15 protein-coding genes are annotated in these 16965 nt (G+C 38.4%); 9 read left to right on the top strand and 6 right to left on the bottom strand.

Annotation, left to right across the window (positions count from 1 at the left end):
• The 4 genes from ACTH6U_RS08120 (at position 1) to ACTH6U_RS08135 (ending at position 5017) form a co-directional block, all read left to right on the top strand.
• Entirely contained in the window at positions 1-2145 is a 2145-nt protein-coding gene (locus ACTH6U_RS08120) for a TonB-dependent siderophore receptor (protein ID WP_294101617.1), read from the top strand.
• Positions 2146-2150: 5 nt separating this feature from the next.
• Positions 2151-3038: a PepSY domain-containing protein gene (locus ACTH6U_RS08125; RefSeq protein WP_441831979.1), complete on the top strand. Its 888-nt coding sequence runs from the start codon at positions 2151-2153 to the stop codon at positions 3036-3038.
• A complete protein-coding gene (locus ACTH6U_RS08130) occupies positions 3038-4153 on the top strand; it encodes an ABC transporter substrate-binding protein (protein ID WP_441831980.1) in 1116 nt (371 codons plus the stop codon). Before ACTH6U_RS08125 ends, ACTH6U_RS08130 begins: the two co-directional genes overlap by 1 nt.
• Before the next feature lie 204 nt (positions 4154-4357).
• Positions 4358-5017, top strand: coding sequence for a GntR family transcriptional regulator (locus ACTH6U_RS08135; RefSeq protein WP_294101627.1), 660 nt, complete (start codon positions 4358-4360; stop codon positions 5015-5017).
• A gap of 26 nt (positions 5018-5043) precedes the next feature.
• Here the strand turns inward: ACTH6U_RS08135 and ACTH6U_RS08140 are convergent, their stop codons facing one another.
• Entirely contained in the window at positions 5044-6150 is a 1107-nt protein-coding gene (locus ACTH6U_RS08140; RefSeq protein WP_441831981.1) for a hypothetical protein, read from the bottom strand.
• Between the two features lie 190 nt (positions 6151-6340).
• On the opposite strand from ACTH6U_RS08140, the gene ACTH6U_RS08145 reads away from it, so the two are divergent.
• The 3 genes from ACTH6U_RS08145 (at position 6341) to ACTH6U_RS08155 (ending at position 9858) form a co-directional block, all read left to right on the top strand.
• The gene (locus ACTH6U_RS08145; RefSeq protein ID WP_441831982.1) at positions 6341-7546 is read left to right on the top strand and encodes a CaiB/BaiF CoA transferase family protein; all 1206 of its coding nucleotides are present in this window, start codon (positions 6341-6343) and stop codon (positions 7544-7546) included.
• A 2-nt stretch (positions 7547-7548) separates the two neighbouring features.
• Positions 7549-8343, top strand: a complete 795-nt coding sequence (locus ACTH6U_RS08150) for an enoyl-CoA hydratase/isomerase family protein (RefSeq protein ID WP_294101637.1) — start codon at positions 7549-7551, stop codon at positions 8341-8343.
• Positions 8344-8547: 204 nt separating this feature from the next.
• Positions 8548-9858 carry an MFS transporter gene (locus ACTH6U_RS08155; RefSeq protein WP_441831983.1) on the top strand — a complete coding sequence of 437 codons (1311 nt, stop codon included), beginning with the start codon at positions 8548-8550 and terminating at the stop codon, positions 9856-9858.
• A gap of 59 nt (positions 9859-9917) precedes the next feature.
• Here the strand turns inward: ACTH6U_RS08155 and ACTH6U_RS08160 are convergent, their stop codons facing one another.
• The 4 genes from ACTH6U_RS08160 to ACTH6U_RS08175 form a co-directional block, all read right to left on the bottom strand.
• A complete protein-coding gene (locus tag ACTH6U_RS08160; protein ID WP_441831984.1) occupies positions 9918-10565 on the bottom strand; it encodes a 3-keto-L-gulonate-6-phosphate decarboxylase UlaD in 648 nt (215 codons plus the stop codon).
• 5 nt (positions 10566-10570) lie between these two features.
• Positions 10571-11392 (bottom strand): Cof-type HAD-IIB family hydrolase, encoded by an 822-nt coding sequence (locus ACTH6U_RS08165; protein ID WP_294101646.1) that lies wholly within the window; start codon positions 11390-11392, stop codon positions 10571-10573.
• Between the two features lie 247 nt (positions 11393-11639).
• On the bottom strand, positions 11640-12110 hold the full coding sequence (locus ACTH6U_RS08170; RefSeq protein WP_294101648.1) for a PTS sugar transporter subunit IIA: 471 nt from the start codon (positions 12108-12110) through the stop codon (positions 11640-11642).
• A 62-nt stretch (positions 12111-12172) separates the two neighbouring features.
• Positions 12173-13933 carry a PTS ascorbate-specific subunit IIBC gene (locus ACTH6U_RS08175; RefSeq protein WP_294101651.1) on the bottom strand — a complete coding sequence of 587 codons (1761 nt, stop codon included), beginning with the start codon at positions 13931-13933 and terminating at the stop codon, positions 12173-12175.
• Positions 13934-14335: 402 nt separating this feature from the next.
• Here ACTH6U_RS08175 and ulaR point away from each other — a divergent pair, with 402 nt between their 5' ends.
• A complete protein-coding gene (gene ulaR / locus ACTH6U_RS08180; protein ID WP_441831985.1) occupies positions 14336-15091 on the top strand; it encodes an HTH-type transcriptional regulator UlaR in 756 nt (251 codons plus the stop codon).
• A 115-nt stretch (positions 15092-15206) separates the two neighbouring features.
• Positions 15207-16274 (top strand): L-ascorbate 6-phosphate lactonase, encoded by a 1068-nt coding sequence (gene ulaG, locus ACTH6U_RS08185; RefSeq protein ID WP_434720535.1) that lies wholly within the window; start codon positions 15207-15209, stop codon positions 16272-16274.
• Between the two features lie 165 nt (positions 16275-16439).
• Here the strand turns inward: ulaG and ACTH6U_RS08190 are convergent, their stop codons facing one another.
• Entirely contained in the window at positions 16440-16943 is a 504-nt protein-coding gene (locus ACTH6U_RS08190; RefSeq protein WP_441831986.1) for a fimbrial protein, read from the bottom strand.
• Positions 16944-16965: the final 22 nt, after the last annotated feature.

A 16965-nucleotide genomic window follows, 5' to 3' on the forward strand; every position in this document is an offset into this window, starting at 1 on the left:
ATGAAAAAACCCTCTTACTCACCTATTTATATTGCGATTATTCCATTAATTTTCTCGCCTTTTGCCTATTCAAACCAAAATACAGAGGCAAAAACTGAAAAAATGATTGTGACCGCTAAACCCACGCAATCACCAACCGGAAAAGTCGACGGATACATCGCAACACGCAGTACCAGTGCGACAAAAACCGATACCGCTCTTATTGAAACGCCTCAAGCAATTAGCGTCATCACGCGAGATGAAATTACAGCTCATAATGCCCAATCGGTTGGCGAAGCACTGCGATATACCTCCGGTGTTTTACAAACAAGCGGCGCAGCCTCATCGCGTTTCGATAGTCTCAGTATTCGCGGTTTTAATGTCTCCAGCACAGGAATGTTGCGAGATGGCTTACGCAGTACAACCGCTCAAGCATGGCCTAAAGTCGAACCTTATGGCCTTGAACGTGTTGATGTTATACGTGGTCCCTCCTCTGTGTTATATGGGCAAAACTCACCCGGCGGTATCGTTAATCAAGTCACAAAACGACCGCTATATCAACCGCTGCATGAAATAGAAGTTCAGGGAGGAAATTTTGATAGGAAACAATTACAAGGCGATTTCAGTGGCCCAATTGATGGCAGTGATAAATATTTTTATCGTCTAACCGGACTTGTTCGTAAAAGTGATACTCAAATAAAACATATTAAAGACGATAAGGTCTATATTGCCCCTGCATTCACTTGGTTACCCAATGATAGCACCACATTTACGTTACTCGCTGACTATAGCCACGATGAATTCGGCGCTCCGCGACCATTCTTACCGTTAAATGGCACACTATTACCTAATCCGAATGGCAAAGTTGACCCTAATGTGTTCCTTGATGAACCCGGATTAACCAACGATAGAACTCAAGCATCCTTAGGTTATCAATTAGATACTGACTTTAATGATGTACTATCAGGACATTCAGGCGCACGTTTTAGCCATACCGATTTAAATACCAATATTGCCCAAGGTCTTTACCTTTCCCCCGATATGAAAACGCTAAATCGAGCCGCTTATTATTTTCGAATAAAAGGCGATGTTTTAAGCTTAGATAACAATTTGCAAGCAAATTGGTGGATAGATAGTATCGAAATGACCTCCCTTGCAGGGTTGGATTATCGCCATACTCGCGAAGATTATATTTTGATGTCCGGTAAAGCCAGTTCTATTGATATTTTTAACCCAAGCTATGGTGGCTCCTACGGTCCGGTTAATAATATGATGTCAAACACCCTGCAAACCAGTGATCAGTTTGGTGCCTACGTACAGCAACAAGCAAAACTGGATAATGGGCTGATTTTTGTTGTGAGCGGTCGTGAAGATTGGTCAAACAGTAAGACCAATAATCGTAAAAATGAAACATCAAGTGAGCAACGAGATAGTAAGTTTACCTATCGTACTGCTGCAATGTATTTAACCGATTTCGGCTTAGCGCCTTATCTCAGTTATTCAACTTCATTTAACCCGCAGCTTGGCGTCAATTTTTATGGTAATTCTTATAAACCTATCACTGCCAAACAAATAGAAGCAGGCGTTAAATATCAGCCTGAAGATGGAAAAACCAATCTCACCTTAACAGTGTTTGAGTTGAAACAGCAAAACATGTTAACAACCGATCCCAATAATAATTTAAATAGCTTACAAATTGGTGAGGTACGTTCGCGAGGTGTTGAATTACAAGGTATTTATTCTCCTATTGATGAACTTAATCTTACCGCCGCCTACACCTATAATAAACTTGAAAATACCAAGACCAATAACCCTGAAGAAAAAGGTCAGCGTCCAACAGGGCTACCAGAACATACCGCTTCTGCATGGGCCGATTATACGTTTTTAAATGGTCAGCTACAGGGATTGGGTTTTGCGGCAGGGGTACGCTATACCGGTTCGTCGCCTGTCAATAATGATAATAGTATTTCTAATCCATCCAATACACTTTTTGATGCTGCGGCACATTATGATCTTGGTGGATTAAATTCAAGTTTGAATAACTGGCGCTTAGGGATCAACGTTAATAATGTGACGAATAAACAGTACTATACCAGTTGTTCAATGGGCGGTTGTTCTGTTGGCTATGATAGAAGCGTCATTGCCTCGCTGCGTTATCGCTGGTAATCAAAATGGCGTTATTTTTAGCACGTCAATACTGGCTGAAGCTGCATTTATGGTTAGGTTTAGTGGTCGGTTTCTTTATTGCCATTTTGGGTATTTCAGGATCGTTGTTATTACTGAAAAAGCCCATTTTAGAATGGGAAATTGGCACTTCGGTTCTGTATGCCGAGCACCACCAGCAAAATACCCCTTTGTCGCCAGATAATTGGCGACAAAGTGCCAATAGCGCTTACCCTGAGCTGACTCAAATCATGGGGGTAGCGCCTCCAAGCACAGGTTTTATCCCTGCAACAAATGCCATGGTATTTGGTCATGTTTCACATTCAGAAAAACTCGGCATTGCATTTATTGACCCTATTGATGCAAGCGCCAAAGGCTTTGTTGTTTTTGATGATTTGATTTTTTCTAATCTTGTTTCTTTACATCGATTACTGTTGCTGCCACCGAATATTGGCAGTTGGCTAGTCTTCGGTTGCGGCGTGGTACTGGCTCTATCTATCATCACGGGCGTTGTTTTATGGTGGCCTAAAAAAGGGTTTAAACAGCTCTTCTTTGCTCTTACTAATTGGCGTCGAGGATTAAAAAATGGGGCAAAATGGCGTCAATGGCACTACTTTTTAGCTATTTATTTTACCCTCCCGCTGCTATTAATCACCCTAAGCGGAATGATGCTTTCTCGCCCTGATTTATTCACCTCAATAATTCCATCTCAAGAAATAAAACGATTTGTTTCCCAGCTTCACAGCGAGCTAGGTCTTGGGCTGAGCGGAGTAATTGTCGCATTTTTGTCTGGTATTATTTTACCGCTCCTCTACGTGAGTGGTGTCGTAATTTGGTGGAAAAAAAGACCATCTCAACGCTCAAAAACAATCTCATCAGTAAATAGGAACGCATAATGATGCAATTTAATAACCTAAAATGTCTTTTTTTAGCCGTTATGGCATTTATTTCTTTTACGTCTCAAGCCATTACTGTCACTGACATAACCGGTCGACAAGTTGAAGTGCCTGAACATGTAAAACGTATCTTATTGGGCGAAGGTCGAATGATTTACCCGTTATCTATTTTAGAAAAAGATGCGCCTTTCGACCGTATTGTTGGCTGGCAGGGCGATTTTCGTGATTTAGATGTCCAAGGTTATGCCGCCTATAAAGCGATTTTTAAACAAATAGATGCAATCCCAGCCGTTGGCGGTGGGTCAGAGGATACTTTTAGTATCGAAAAAGCATTAGCACTACAACCTGATTTAGTTATTCTGCCATTAACAGGTGGCCATGGGCCGGGAGCGGGGAGCGAAGCGGCTCGCTTGTTAGAGTCAGCGGGTATTGCGGTTATTCATGTCGATTTTAGCCAACATCCCATCAAAAATACTCAAAAAAGTATGACAATCTTAGGGCAAGCGATTGGAAAAGAGCAACAAGCCAAACAATTTAACGATTATTATCAGCAAAAAATGGATGATGTCATATCACGCATCCCGACCAATGTACCGATGAACAAAAAACCAACAATATTTGTTGATTACCTTCCCGGATTACAAGAATGCTGTGGCTCACCCGGAAAAGGCAGTATGACAGATATGATTAACCTTGCTGGAGGCATTGGTATTGGTGAAAAAATTCTCCCCGGTGCAATAGGGAAATTAAATCCTGAATATATTTTAGGTAGCGAACCCGATGTTTATGTGGCAACAGGTGTTTTTCCTGAAGGAAAACCCGGTATTACTGTCGGTTACTCCGCAACCAAACAAGCTGCACAATCAAGCTTAAAAATAATTTCAGAACGTAATCCTATTGGTCAGCTAAATGCCGTTAAACAAGGCCGAGTGCATGGTTTATGGCATATTTTCTATGATTCACCTGAAAATATTATTGCATTGCAATCTTTAGCGAAATGGCTTCATCCTGATTTATTTACAGATCTAGACCCAGAAGCAACCAGAAAAGAGATGTATGAACGATTTATGCCAATTCCAGCAACTGGGGTATTTTCTTTAACTTTGGAAAAATAGTAAATTTATCAATATCTACCACGGTGTAATCAGTTTTACGCTGTGGTAGTCATTACCACTATTAGTAAATAGTTAATCATGGTAACTAATTAAATTATCAATCATTTTAGCATCGATACATCACGTATTTAGTTTAATAGCTAAATTGATGATGCTCAGGAACAGTGATATTATATATTTTATTTAATTTCGTAGAGGCAACCTATGTTGCAGCATGAAAGTATCAGTTTTAAAGTGTATGAATTACTCAAACAAGAGATAGTTTCTAATCAATTAGAGCCTGGAGCCCGCCTAATTGTAAGCAATATAAGCAAACGTTTTGGTGTTAGTGGAATACCAGTACGCGAAGCGCTATTTCGTTTAGAAGCAGAAAAATTAATCATTTTAGAACACAATAAAGGATTTAGAGTTGCCGAAAAACCTGACGCACAAGATATCTATAAATGGCAGCAAGCACGCTTATTAATAGAACCCGCGATTGCCGATATTGTCTTAGAAAATATCACAGCATCTGAAATTGCATACCTCCGACAATTAAATATCGATATGCGTACTCACGAATATGGGCCTCACTACGAGCAGTATGTCTATTTTATTAATCTAAATGCTGAATTTCATAAGCAAATTGTAATGGCATCTCGTAATGAGCTAATTATCGAAATGTATAACACTCTCAATTATGGTCCACAAGTTGGAAGATTTCATGAAAACCGTGGAGTACCAGATTTGCAATTATTGTGTAATGAACATGATGAAATTATTGATGCCATAGAAGCAAGAAATGCCGATATATACCGAGAAAAAACAACAGAACATATTATTCTAGGTTTTGATCGACAAATATCATTTGGTAGCGCAGGCTAGCTGCGCATATTCCTTTTTTTATTTTGTTATAACGAAAATACTTGTTCTATTTTTGCGAAAATAACTTCAGGATGACTTCCTAGCTTTAATCCCTCACGAATCACTTTTGAACCTGCATCCTGACGATGAATATAGCCTTGATATTTAGGCCGAACATATGCCGAAGAAACTGTATTGAATGTTGAACTTAAAAAGTTTCCCGTCTGTTTATTAGTATACTCATCACGCCAAGCAGCAATATTCGCAGGCTGTCCTTCATTATCCACAACTAAGTTTTTTTGTACTGATTCAGAAACATAACCCATGATATGCTGAATAAGTTCAGGGGTTGGAGTACACCTTGATGATAATGCTAAGCCTGTCCCCCCCAAAATAGAGCCTCTCAATATAGATTGGCCTGCATGTGGAATATCACAAAAAGTAATCGGCAACGAATGTGATGGATCGGCATAATTAATATAGCCAAATATAGCAGGACAAATATCAATTTTTCCTTTAGCCATCGCATCTAATAAGCCAATAGGATTTAAATCAATTAATGATTTATCTTGCTGTTGATAAATGTTTTGCATTATAGAAAGTGCATGAATAGCTATTTCTTGCTTAATAATCAATCGATTATCTTTAAATAATAAATCACCAAAAGATAAACATATTGAATAAAAAGTTAAAAGGGCATGAGGCCCCCCCAACGATAGAACAATTCGTTGATTACTTTTCTTGCTAAGTAAAATAACATCATCCCATGTAATCGGTGGTGTTTTTGCTATATTCCCCGCTAATGCACAAACTTGAGATGCTGCATCAATAGGTATCGCCCAATGTTGCCCACCATATCGATAACTTTCGTAACTATTCCCAATACTATTTTTTTTCAAAAAATCTAATTGTTCCAATGACAAAAAGCTTTCCAAAGGTAATAAACAATTTTTCTCTACCGCTTCTCCAATACCTGGATTATCAACAATCAAAATATCATATTTTTCAGCCAGCTCATCAATAGGATGCGATTCAAACCCTTCTAGTTTTTGAATATCCCATTGCACATTAACTAAGTCATCAAGTTGTGCCCAAGCTTGCAACGGTTTATACCCTCTAGGATGATCCCAAGTCAACCCTTTGAAAAAACTCATATATTTCCTCTTCTATTTTATCTTTATCATCATTTACCTAGCCAATCATAACGATCAACAAGAACATAAATCGTGATCAATCTCACGCAACATTAAATATTATATATAATATTGAGAATTTGCAGTTTATGGTAATAGCACGAATAACACCAAACCAAAAATAACTGATTTAACGAAATGGAGTGGAAATATGTCAATTCTTAAGGGATATCGAGTTTTAGACTGTTCTATTGCAATGGCTGGCCCTTTTGCCGCATTACGAATGGGCGATATGGGGGCTGATGTAATTAAAGTTGAACCAACAACAGGGGAATGGCAGCGGCATACATCTGCTGGTGGTGCTTATGGTAATGTTATTAATACGTCATTTTTATCACTTAACCGTAATAAACGCAGTTTTGCCGTTAATTTAAAAGACGAGGAAGGTAAAGCATTACTGTATAAACTTGTTGAAACTGCGGATGTTTTTTTACAAAACTATCGTCCAGGCGTTGCTGAACGACTCGGTGTTGATTATGAAACACTGAAAAAAATCAAACCTGATTTAATTTATATTTCAATGTCTGGATATGGAGAAAGCGGGCCTTATGCAAAACGTCCAGGGCAAGATTTACTATTACAATCAATGAGTGGTGCAATGCTGAGTACAGGAGCAGAAGGCACACCACCTCAGCCAGCAGGACAATACTTGGTAGATGCAATTACCGCTTATACCGCATTTGAAGGCGCTCTTGCTGCATTGCTACATCGCGAACGCACAGGTGAAGGGCAACTAGTCCAAATCAACATGCTCGACGCAATTATTGCTAATCAAATGCAAGAAATGACCGTATTTACTCAAGGGCTAAAACCTCAACGCCGCAGTGAAGAGGCACATGGTCACTGCTATATCCGTGCTCCTTATGGTGTTTTTCGTACTAAAGATAGTTTTATTACTTTAGTTACTCCACACCTGCCCACTCTTGGCGAAATTTTCGATGTACCTGAACTCAAAGCAATGGATGATGAAATCGCAGGACATTCATTACCTGAGCGTGATTTTATTTTTCGTATTACAAAGGAGAAATTGTTAGAACGCACCACTCAAGAGTGGCGAGATATTTTTGATGAACACCAACTCTGGAGCAGTGATGTATATGGTTATGAAGATGTCATTGCTGACCCTCAGGTCATTCATAATCAAACATTTATTGAATATGAGCATCCAAGTGAAGGCTTGGTAAAAACGCCTGGTTTTGCTATTAAATTTTCAAAAACACCTTCTTCTATTCGATTACCTACACCTTTTATTGGGCAACACACCGACGATATATTACAAGAACTTGGTTGCTCCTCTGAGCAAATTAGCGCTTTAAAAAGTAGCGGCACAGTTGCGACAACACCGGGGGAAAAATAGCCATGGTGAAATTAAATTTCGAAATTGACCCAAATATTCAATTTTCATTAGATGGCTCAATCGCAACTATTGCATTGAATAGACCCGAAAAATTAAATGCAATAACACCATCAATGTCAGTTTCTATCATTAATTTGGCGAATTTTTGTAATGAATCTAATGATGTCAGAGTTGTTATTCTTACAGGATTAGGACCTAAAGCTTTTTGCTGCGGAAGCGACATTAAAGAGCTAGATACTTATCAATCACCATGGGCACATAGAATGAAACATGACCATTGTGATGCTATCGCTCAAATACATAAACCAACCTTATGCGCTATCAATGGTTATGCACTCGGTGGAGGGCTTGAGCTAGCACTATGTTGTGATATCCGTGTGAGTACTCAAAATGCATTGTTCGGTGCACCAGAAATAAAATTGGGCTGGGTTGGCGGCGGCGGAATGGCTGTCTACTTAAATAAAACTGTTGGTGCCTCTAGAGCTTCTCGTCTGCTTTATACAGGAGATTCTATTGATGCAAATACAGGTTTATCTTGGGGTATTGTAGATGAGGTTTTTGACTCACAAGAGGCCATGATGATATCCGTTTTACATCTTGCCAAAACGATAGAAGAACGTCCCCCTATCGCTATCCAAACTGCTAAATTAAATATGCATGCTGCGGTCAATATGCCATTAGACCAAGCTGTTCGCTATGAGCGTGATTTACGAACAATTTGTTTTTATACCGATGATGCGAGAGAAGGGAAAGCAGCTTTTAAAGAAAAAAGAGCGCCTTATTTTCGCGGTGAATAATTTAAAAATGCAGTAATGGAAATTACGTACGAAATAAAAATAACATAATTTCATATCAAAAAATGAATTTTAAATAATGTTAACTCACTAATAAATAGTTAATTAAAAGATAGAACATAACAACTTTGTATTTATTTAACGCCAGAATTCTGTTATTGAATTTATAAAAGGCGTCCCTACAATTCTAATAACGGGGGAGACCCTATGAGTACGAAAAAAAAATCAATGAAAGGTGTTGCAGCAGCATCACTGGTTGGTTCTGCACTAGAATGGTTTGACTATTTTCTTTATGGCACAGCGGCCGCATTAGTATTTAATGAAATAATGTTTCCAAAAGGAGACCCTTTTATTTCAACACTTCTAGCGTTTTCAACGCTTGCACTTGGTTTTGTTGTACGTCCATTTGGCGCCGTATATTTTGGACAACTCGGCGATAAAATAGGTCGTAAAAAAGTATTAGTTATTACCTTATTATTAATGGGCACAGCAACAACTCTAATTGGTTTCGTGCCAACCTATGAAACAATTGGTGTTTGGGCTCCTATTTCATTAGTTTGTTTACGTCTTCTTCAAGGATTTGGTGCTGGTGCCGAGTTTGGCGGGGCCGCTATCCTAACAGCAGAAAGTGCGCCAGCAAATAAACGGGGATTTTATTCATCATTCCCAGGAGTTGGTGTTTATATTGGATTATTACTATCATCAGCAACATTTGCCATTTTAACGCAATTACCAAAAGAAGTTTTTCTCGGATGGGCTTGGAGAATTCCATTCTTATTTAGTATGTTGCTTGTTGCTGTCGCACTAATAATTCGGATGAAACTATCAGAAACTGAAGCCTTTGAAAAATTAGCAGAATCGAATGAAATTAGTAAAAGTCCACTAAAAGAATTAATTAAAACAGAACGAAAAAATCTATATGTTGTTGCCGGCTCTCAAGTAGCACAAAGTGGTGTAAGTTATGTCTACCAAACCTTTGTTATTGCTTATGTGGTAGGGACATTACATATGGCGCCATCAATCGGTCCAGTAGCTGTTGCGATTGCCGCTGCTGTTGCCATGTTTACGACACCAATGTTTGGAGCATTATCAGATAAATTTGGTCGTAAAAAAATCTATATGTTTGGTGCTTCGTTCTCCGCCGCATTTGCTTTCCCATTCTTTTTACTCGTAAATACAGGGACTGCATGGGGGGTTATCACTGCAATGACATTAGGTGTTGGTGTTGGCGTTGCTGCAATGTTAGGAACCCAAGGTGCATTTTTCTCAGAAATATTTCCTTCAAAAGTTCGCTTTAGTGGCTTAGCTCTTGGGCGAGAAATCAGTGCTGCTGCATCCGGTGGTATTGCACCTCTTCTAGCAGTACTGCTATCTGGTTTAGCTGGTGGAGCATCATGGCCAGTAGCTTGTCTTGCGATGGGTATGAGCTTAATTACTATGTACGCGATTTGGCACGCACCAGAAACACACAAAAATAACCTCACCGATTTAATTAAAAATAAAGCTGATCATTCATAATATTTTTAGCTACTTAATTAACCGCAGCGCCCATTCAATGGGCGCTTTAATGCAACTGATTATTTCCAAAAACGATCTATCTGCGTGCGCAATGCTTCTGCGGTTAATTTTCCTTTGTCACCCACCAGCGCACGGCCTGCAATAAAGGCTTTGGCTTTAATTCCTTCAAACAGATGAATGTCTTCTGGCACAATACCACCGGTAATAGATAGCGCTAAGCCTAAATCAGAAAGCTGACGCATTTTAATTAAATCATCATCAGTCCAACCAATACCGGCTAATTCCGCATCTCTTGAACGGTGATAAATCGCTTGTTTTATGCCTAAATCAACCCATTTTTGGGCATCATCTAAAGTCCAATTACCATATAACTCGATTTGAATCTCTCGGTTAAATTCATCAGCCACTTTCTTACAGGCAGCAATAGTCGCAATATGCGCTGCTGCTGACACCGTAATCCAATCTGCACCTGCTTCAAATGCCATACGAGACAAAATTGCCCCACCATCTGTCGTTTTCATATCACAGACAATAATATGTGAAGGATGACTTTTACGCAGTGTAGAAACTGCGCTCATCCCTTCAGCAAAAGCTAAAATCGTACCGATTTCAATAATATCGACAAAAGAACAGACATTATTGGCGACAGTAATTGCATCGTTGAGATTAGTTTGGTCTAAAGCAATTTGAATCAGTGGCTTTGTCATGATGATTATCCTAATATTTTTTCACGGATAAGATAGGCGAGCCCATCTTGATTGTTATTAGTTGAACAAGTGATATCCGCATTCGCTTTAACAGTGTCATCAGCATTTCCCATCGCAATGCCCAAACCTGCGTATGTAAGCATTGAAATATCATTATGATTATCACCCACCGCTATAACTTGCTCTGGCTGATAACCTAATTCAGCAACATACTCCGCCAACCGTTTACCTTTATTATTGCCTTTTGCAGCAAAATCAATTCGGTTTGACCACGATATCTCACCGTTAAAATTGTCTTGCACCCAAGGAAGATTCGACATTTTAGCGATATCGCTTGGCTCACCTTCCACAACAAATTTCCAGATAAATTCGGCGTTTTTCACTTGTTCATTAAAAGAGTCGATTCGATAAATTTTTGGTTTATGTGGGGTATTCAAATTTTTTGCCCACATTTCCATCGCAGTCATGTAATCAATAGGATTGCTATTGGAATAAACCATGGCATCGGTGATATACATCACCAATTTAAATTGGTACTGGCTGGCTAAATCAATAAAAGTCAGCGCATTCTCTTTAGAGAGTGCATTATGCTTAAGCACTTTTTCATTTTTAAAATCATAAAGATAAGTTCCATTACAACAAATAATTGGGGTGTCTAAACCAAGTTCATCATAATAAGGACGGGCGGCGGTATGATGACGACCAGTGACTATCATGACATGGCACTTATCTTTTGCTTCTTGTATCGCTTGTTTAACCGCTGGGTTAATTTCATGATCGCTATTTAATACAGTTCCATCGAGATCTAAAGCCAATATCTTATACATTTTTTCACCTTTGCTCGTAGTAAGCGCTATTACCCCATTTATAACTAAATACTAATGGAGTAGCCCTTCCTCTAATTAAATTTCGCTGTTAAACGGGTACCATAGCAGAGACTAATAAAAATACAGCTGCAAACTGCAATTCTAACATTTGGTACACCTCACCGTACGAGCTAGCGCAAAGCAACTCATTTTAAAATCACGAACTCAATGGAATTTCATACTTTTAGCGATTATCGTTTGCTAAATATTATTGAGATAACGCCTCATCGATCACTTTATAGACCTCTTCAATGCTGCGACAACGTCGTATTTTATGGAGATCAATTCCCGTTTCACTATTTTCATCATCCAATACTTGGGTAACTTCCATTAAACCTTCCATATGTTCATCAGAAGAACTTCCCGCTAAAGTTATCAATACATCAACAGGTTCATCTTCTCCTTCAAATAAAATAGGTTCTTTTAATGTGACTAAAGCAAAAGCTGTTTTTAGAACGCCATTTTCTGGTCTGGCGTGAGGTAATGCGAGGCTAGGTGCGATACAAATATAAGGCCCTAGCTCATTGATACTACTAATAATAGCTTCGTGATAGGTTGGTAATATTGCCCCTGAGGCAATTAACATATCAGTACCAATCTTAATAGCTTCTTGCCAGTTTTTGGCAGAAGCTTGTAACTTAATAGAATTGTTATCAATTAACGATTGCTTAAAACCCATGACACGCTCTCCTATTGAAATAGATACTAACTAATTAGTATCTATAAATATTTTTATATTATTTATTGAGATTCACTAAAATTAGTCTTAATAATATCGAGAAGTTCATCACCAAATGAATTTGGATTCAGCATATTTTGCACCCCTAAAACAAATTTACCTTCACCTGGATCCATCTCTGCTGAAAGGTGTTTTGACGAAACAATGATATCTGTGGCGCTAAGTTTTGATTTGTAATCTGAAACTGCGCAAGAGTCCATAACATGAGGAATACCTTTCGCTTCGAGATACTTAGCAATTTTCATTTTCATCATCATGGATGAACCTTGACCATTACCGCACACAGCAAGAATACTAACAGGCCTAACTCGACTTAATTGTTCAGAGACTTGTTCGGCTATTTCAGCAACTTCAATTTCTTCAATCTCATTAACCAAAGCAGCTGCATCTTCTTCTGCACGTAATTTTTTTGATGCAAAATACATATAGACCAATGCGAGTGCGATTAAGACAAAGAAGAAATATTTAGAAATTGAGAGGCCTTGCATAATAGGCGGGAACACCAGAGCCCAGTCAGCCATACCCATCCAACCACTAAATTGTGTTCCTTGCTGGCTAATCAAATCAATTGCCCAAGCCGAACCAACAACTTCAATAATTCCCATGATGAAACAAATTTTCATCACCGCTTTCCAACCACCAAAGTGATTAGCGAATACCCCAATTGTGGCATTTGAGAAAAACATAGGAATAAAACCGGGAATAATCATGATGGGAGAGCTGAACGCTAACATGATCAATACTGCTGTAAATTGTCCTAATGCACCCCACATAAAACCAAATACCATCGCATTTGGCGAAAATGCATAAATAGCCGCACAGTCGATAGCTAATACCGCATTTGGAATAACGCGTTCTGAAATCCCTTTAAAAGCTTCGGAAAGTTCAGCAACAAACATTCGCACACCCGTGACGATAATTTGAATCGCAACCGCAAATTTAAGGCCAGTTTCAAGAATATAGATAGTCCAATGGGTTTTTCCTGCCATCTCTTGCAGATTAGTTAAACCGAAAGAAAGCAAAATAATGCCAAAGAAAACTGTCATCACAATAGCTGTCGCGGCGATACTATCATGAAAAATATGTAACCATTTAGGGAGTTTTAGATTATCAACACTATCATTTTTATCCCCTAATTTTGGTGCAACTTTCACTGCAATCCATGATGCAGCCTGCTGTTGATGACCAATTGAAAATCCAGCGCCACCTGTAACCGCTTCTGTGGGTTTAAACATGATATTAGAGAATATACCCCAATATAATGCGATGATTATTGCCGAGTAAATAATGGTCTCCCACATACTCGAGCCCATAACAAAATAAAATACCGCTACTAATCCAGCTTGCTGGAACATAATATGTCCCGTAAGCATAATGGTTCGTATACCTGTAACTCGACGAAATAACACCAGTAAAATGTTAATCGCCAATGCGAGTAAAACGATATACCCAACCCATGAATAATCATCACCCATGGTTTCCATAGTGGCCATCATCGAAGTATAAGGGTCAATCACAGAACCAGTAAGATGGTGGTACTCAGCCATTTTCGCAATAACGGGCTTAAAACTGGAAACAAGCGAATCAGCGCCGACTTGTACTAACATAAAGCCAACGATTGTTTTAATTGTACCTTTGAGAATGGTAGTACCATCTCTTCTGAGCAACCAATAACCAATAAGAGTTACTAAGCCCAGCAAAAGCGGGGCTTTAGTCATTACTTGGCTATAAAAAATATAGAAAGAATTGTACAAAAAATCCATATTTTTACCCTTAAATCAAATTGTATTTGAATTATTATCTAGATTAAAAACACATTACCCTGATCACAGACAGCATTCTCACGTTATAATCAAATAATTAACCAATCCAGTCACTCAAGAACACATAATAATCAAAAGTAATCACCACTTGTTCATTTATGATTATTTAATTTAGGCTTGTTTGACTAGTAGAAAACCACACAATTGTAGAGCTGATCACAGTTAATATATAAAAACCAATAAAATACAAATAGTTAAAATAATTAATATCTAATATGTATTTTTATTGTTTGAGTTATTGACATTCTCACCCATGATAAATAGAATCAAATACAATCATTTTGAATCATTAAGTTATCATGGCTAAGCAAGAATATGATTTATACACATAAGGCTATGGACATGAATGAAACACAAAGACATTTTGAAATACTGTCTTTACTTAAAGAAAATCAAGTAATTAGCATATCACTAATTACTAAACATTTTAATATATCACCGGCAACCGCACGTCGTGATGTGGCTAAATTGGATGAGCAAGGCAAACTGAAAAAAGTACGTAATGGTGCGGAGCGATTAGAAAATAAAAAAAATAAATGGTCACCACTAAATATAAATAGAACTGACCACTATGAAGAAAAATCGCAAATAGCAATCAAAGCAGCAGAGCTTTGCCAACCTGGCGATAGCGTTGTTATTAACTGCGGCTCTACCGCTTTTCTTCTTGGGCAAAAATTATGTAGGAAAGATGTACAAATCGTCACTAACTACTTTCCTCTTGCCAGTTATTTAATTGAGCAAGAACACGATGATGTCGTGTTAATTGGCGGCCAATATAACAAAGAGCAGAACATATTTCTTAATCCAGCGCTCCATACACTAATGGGATACGCAGGTAACTGGATGTTCACCTCAGGAAAAGGTTTAACCGAAGCTGGGTTGTACAAGTCTGACATGCTAACTGCTGTTGCTGAGCAACAGATGTTAGACCAAATTGATAAATTAGTTGTTGCTGTTGATAGTTCAAAAGTGGGAAGCCGAACGGGTATGTTATTTTGCCCAACCAATAAAATTGATTATTTAATTACTGGAAAAAATGCCAATCCAAAAATTATTAAAGCAATCAAAGCGCAAGGCACTCACGTTATACTGGTTTAATTAGTTTTTGCCAGCTTATTCAACTAATTAAAAATTTATTTTGCATATCGCCTTATTATTTTAAATAAGGCGCTAATCCCTTACATTTTAAATTCATGAAAGAGAAGGTATTACTATGAGTAAAGTAAATGAAATCACCCGTGAATCTTGGATATTAAGCACTTTCCCTGAATGGGGAACCTGGCTCAATGAAGAGATTGAAAAAACAGTCGTCGAACCCAATACTTTCTCTATGTGGTGGTTAGGATGTACGGGTATTTGGTTGAAAAGTGCAGGCAATACGAATATTTCAATCGATTTTTGGTGTGGAACAGGTAAAAAAACCCAGAAAAATGCCTTTATGAATCAACAACATCAAATGATGAGAATGGGAGGAGTCGAAGCTCTGCAACCTAATCTACGTACTGCAATTTTCCCATTAGACCCTTTTGCCATCAAAGATGTCGATGCCATTTTAGCGTCCCATGACCACGCTGATCATATAGACGTTAACGTCGCAGCGGCTGTACTACAAAATTGCGGTGACCATGTGAAATTCATAGGGCCACAAGCCTGTGTTAATCTTTGGCTAGGTTGGGGCGTACCTGCTGAGCGCTGTATTGTTGCTAAAGTAGGTGACGTGATTGAAATTGGTGACATGAAAATCCGCGTTTTAGATTCTTTCGACCGCACAGCATTAGTCACGCTACCAAAAGGCGTCTCTTCTTACGACAAAGATATTCTTGATGCAATGGATGAACGAGCCGTTAACTATCTGATTGAAACCACGGGTGGCTCTATCTATCACTCCGGTGATTCACATTATTCCAACTACTATGCCGCTCATGGCAATCGCTATGATATTGATGTTGCGCTGCTTTCGTTCGGTGAAAACCCACGCGGTGTCACCGACAAAATGACCTCCTCTGATATCCTGCGCGCAGCAGAATCTTTAGATTGCACCACCGTTATTCCATTCCACCATGATATTTGGGCTAATTTCCAAAATGACCCAAGAGAAATTGAAGTTCTGTGGAATATGAAAAAAGAGCGTTTACAATATAATTTTGCACCATTCTTCTGGCAAGTTGGCGGAAAATATACTTATCCAACCGATAAAGGCCGCATACATTACCAACACTTCCGTGGCTTCCAAGATATCTTTAAAAATGAACCTGAATTGCCATATAAAGCATTCCTTTAAATATTCGTTTTCTTTATTAATGCCTGATAACAATCAGGCATTTTATATTTTAAGTATAAAAAATTTCAGTATTATTAATTAAAATGGTATTTATTTTTGTCATACTTAAATACGATTGAACACCGCTCATTTTAATTAGACGCTCAACATAATCAAAAATATATCTTACTGATAAGTTAGCGAATAATGTAATAGTCGGCTAAAATTACCCGCTTGTATCGCTCCTGTTTTGACTAAATGGGCAGAATAAAGTAGTACATTATCCCCAGCTTGAATTCGTTGCCCAACCGTATTTTTACCAAAATAAATCGGATTACCAGCGCCATCTTGCAAACTCAAACCAACACCACTGATACCATTGACTGGAATCACTGTACCAGTTGCACCTTGGCCAGATTGGTCAAATATCGTTTTAACTATTTTGTCCGAGGTATTACAACCATATAAATTGATAGTAAAACTAACAGGAGTCGATTGCCCTCGAGTTTCAAGTTCAACTGAAGATATTTCGCCCATATTAATCGTCTGATTATCATCACCGACGACAATATTACAGGTTGCAATAGTAATAAGTCCTTTAAATGTCGTTCTACTTGTGGCGACTAAATCTGCCTGCGCCATATCGACAACGAACAGAGAGATCAATAAAAAATAAAGCCCCTTTCTCATCATTCACTCCAAGTGACGGAAA

Origin of the sequence: Providencia sp. (genome assembly GCF_052096715.1) — a bacterium.
Classification (GTDB): Bacteria; Pseudomonadota; Gammaproteobacteria; order Enterobacterales; family Enterobacteriaceae; genus Providencia.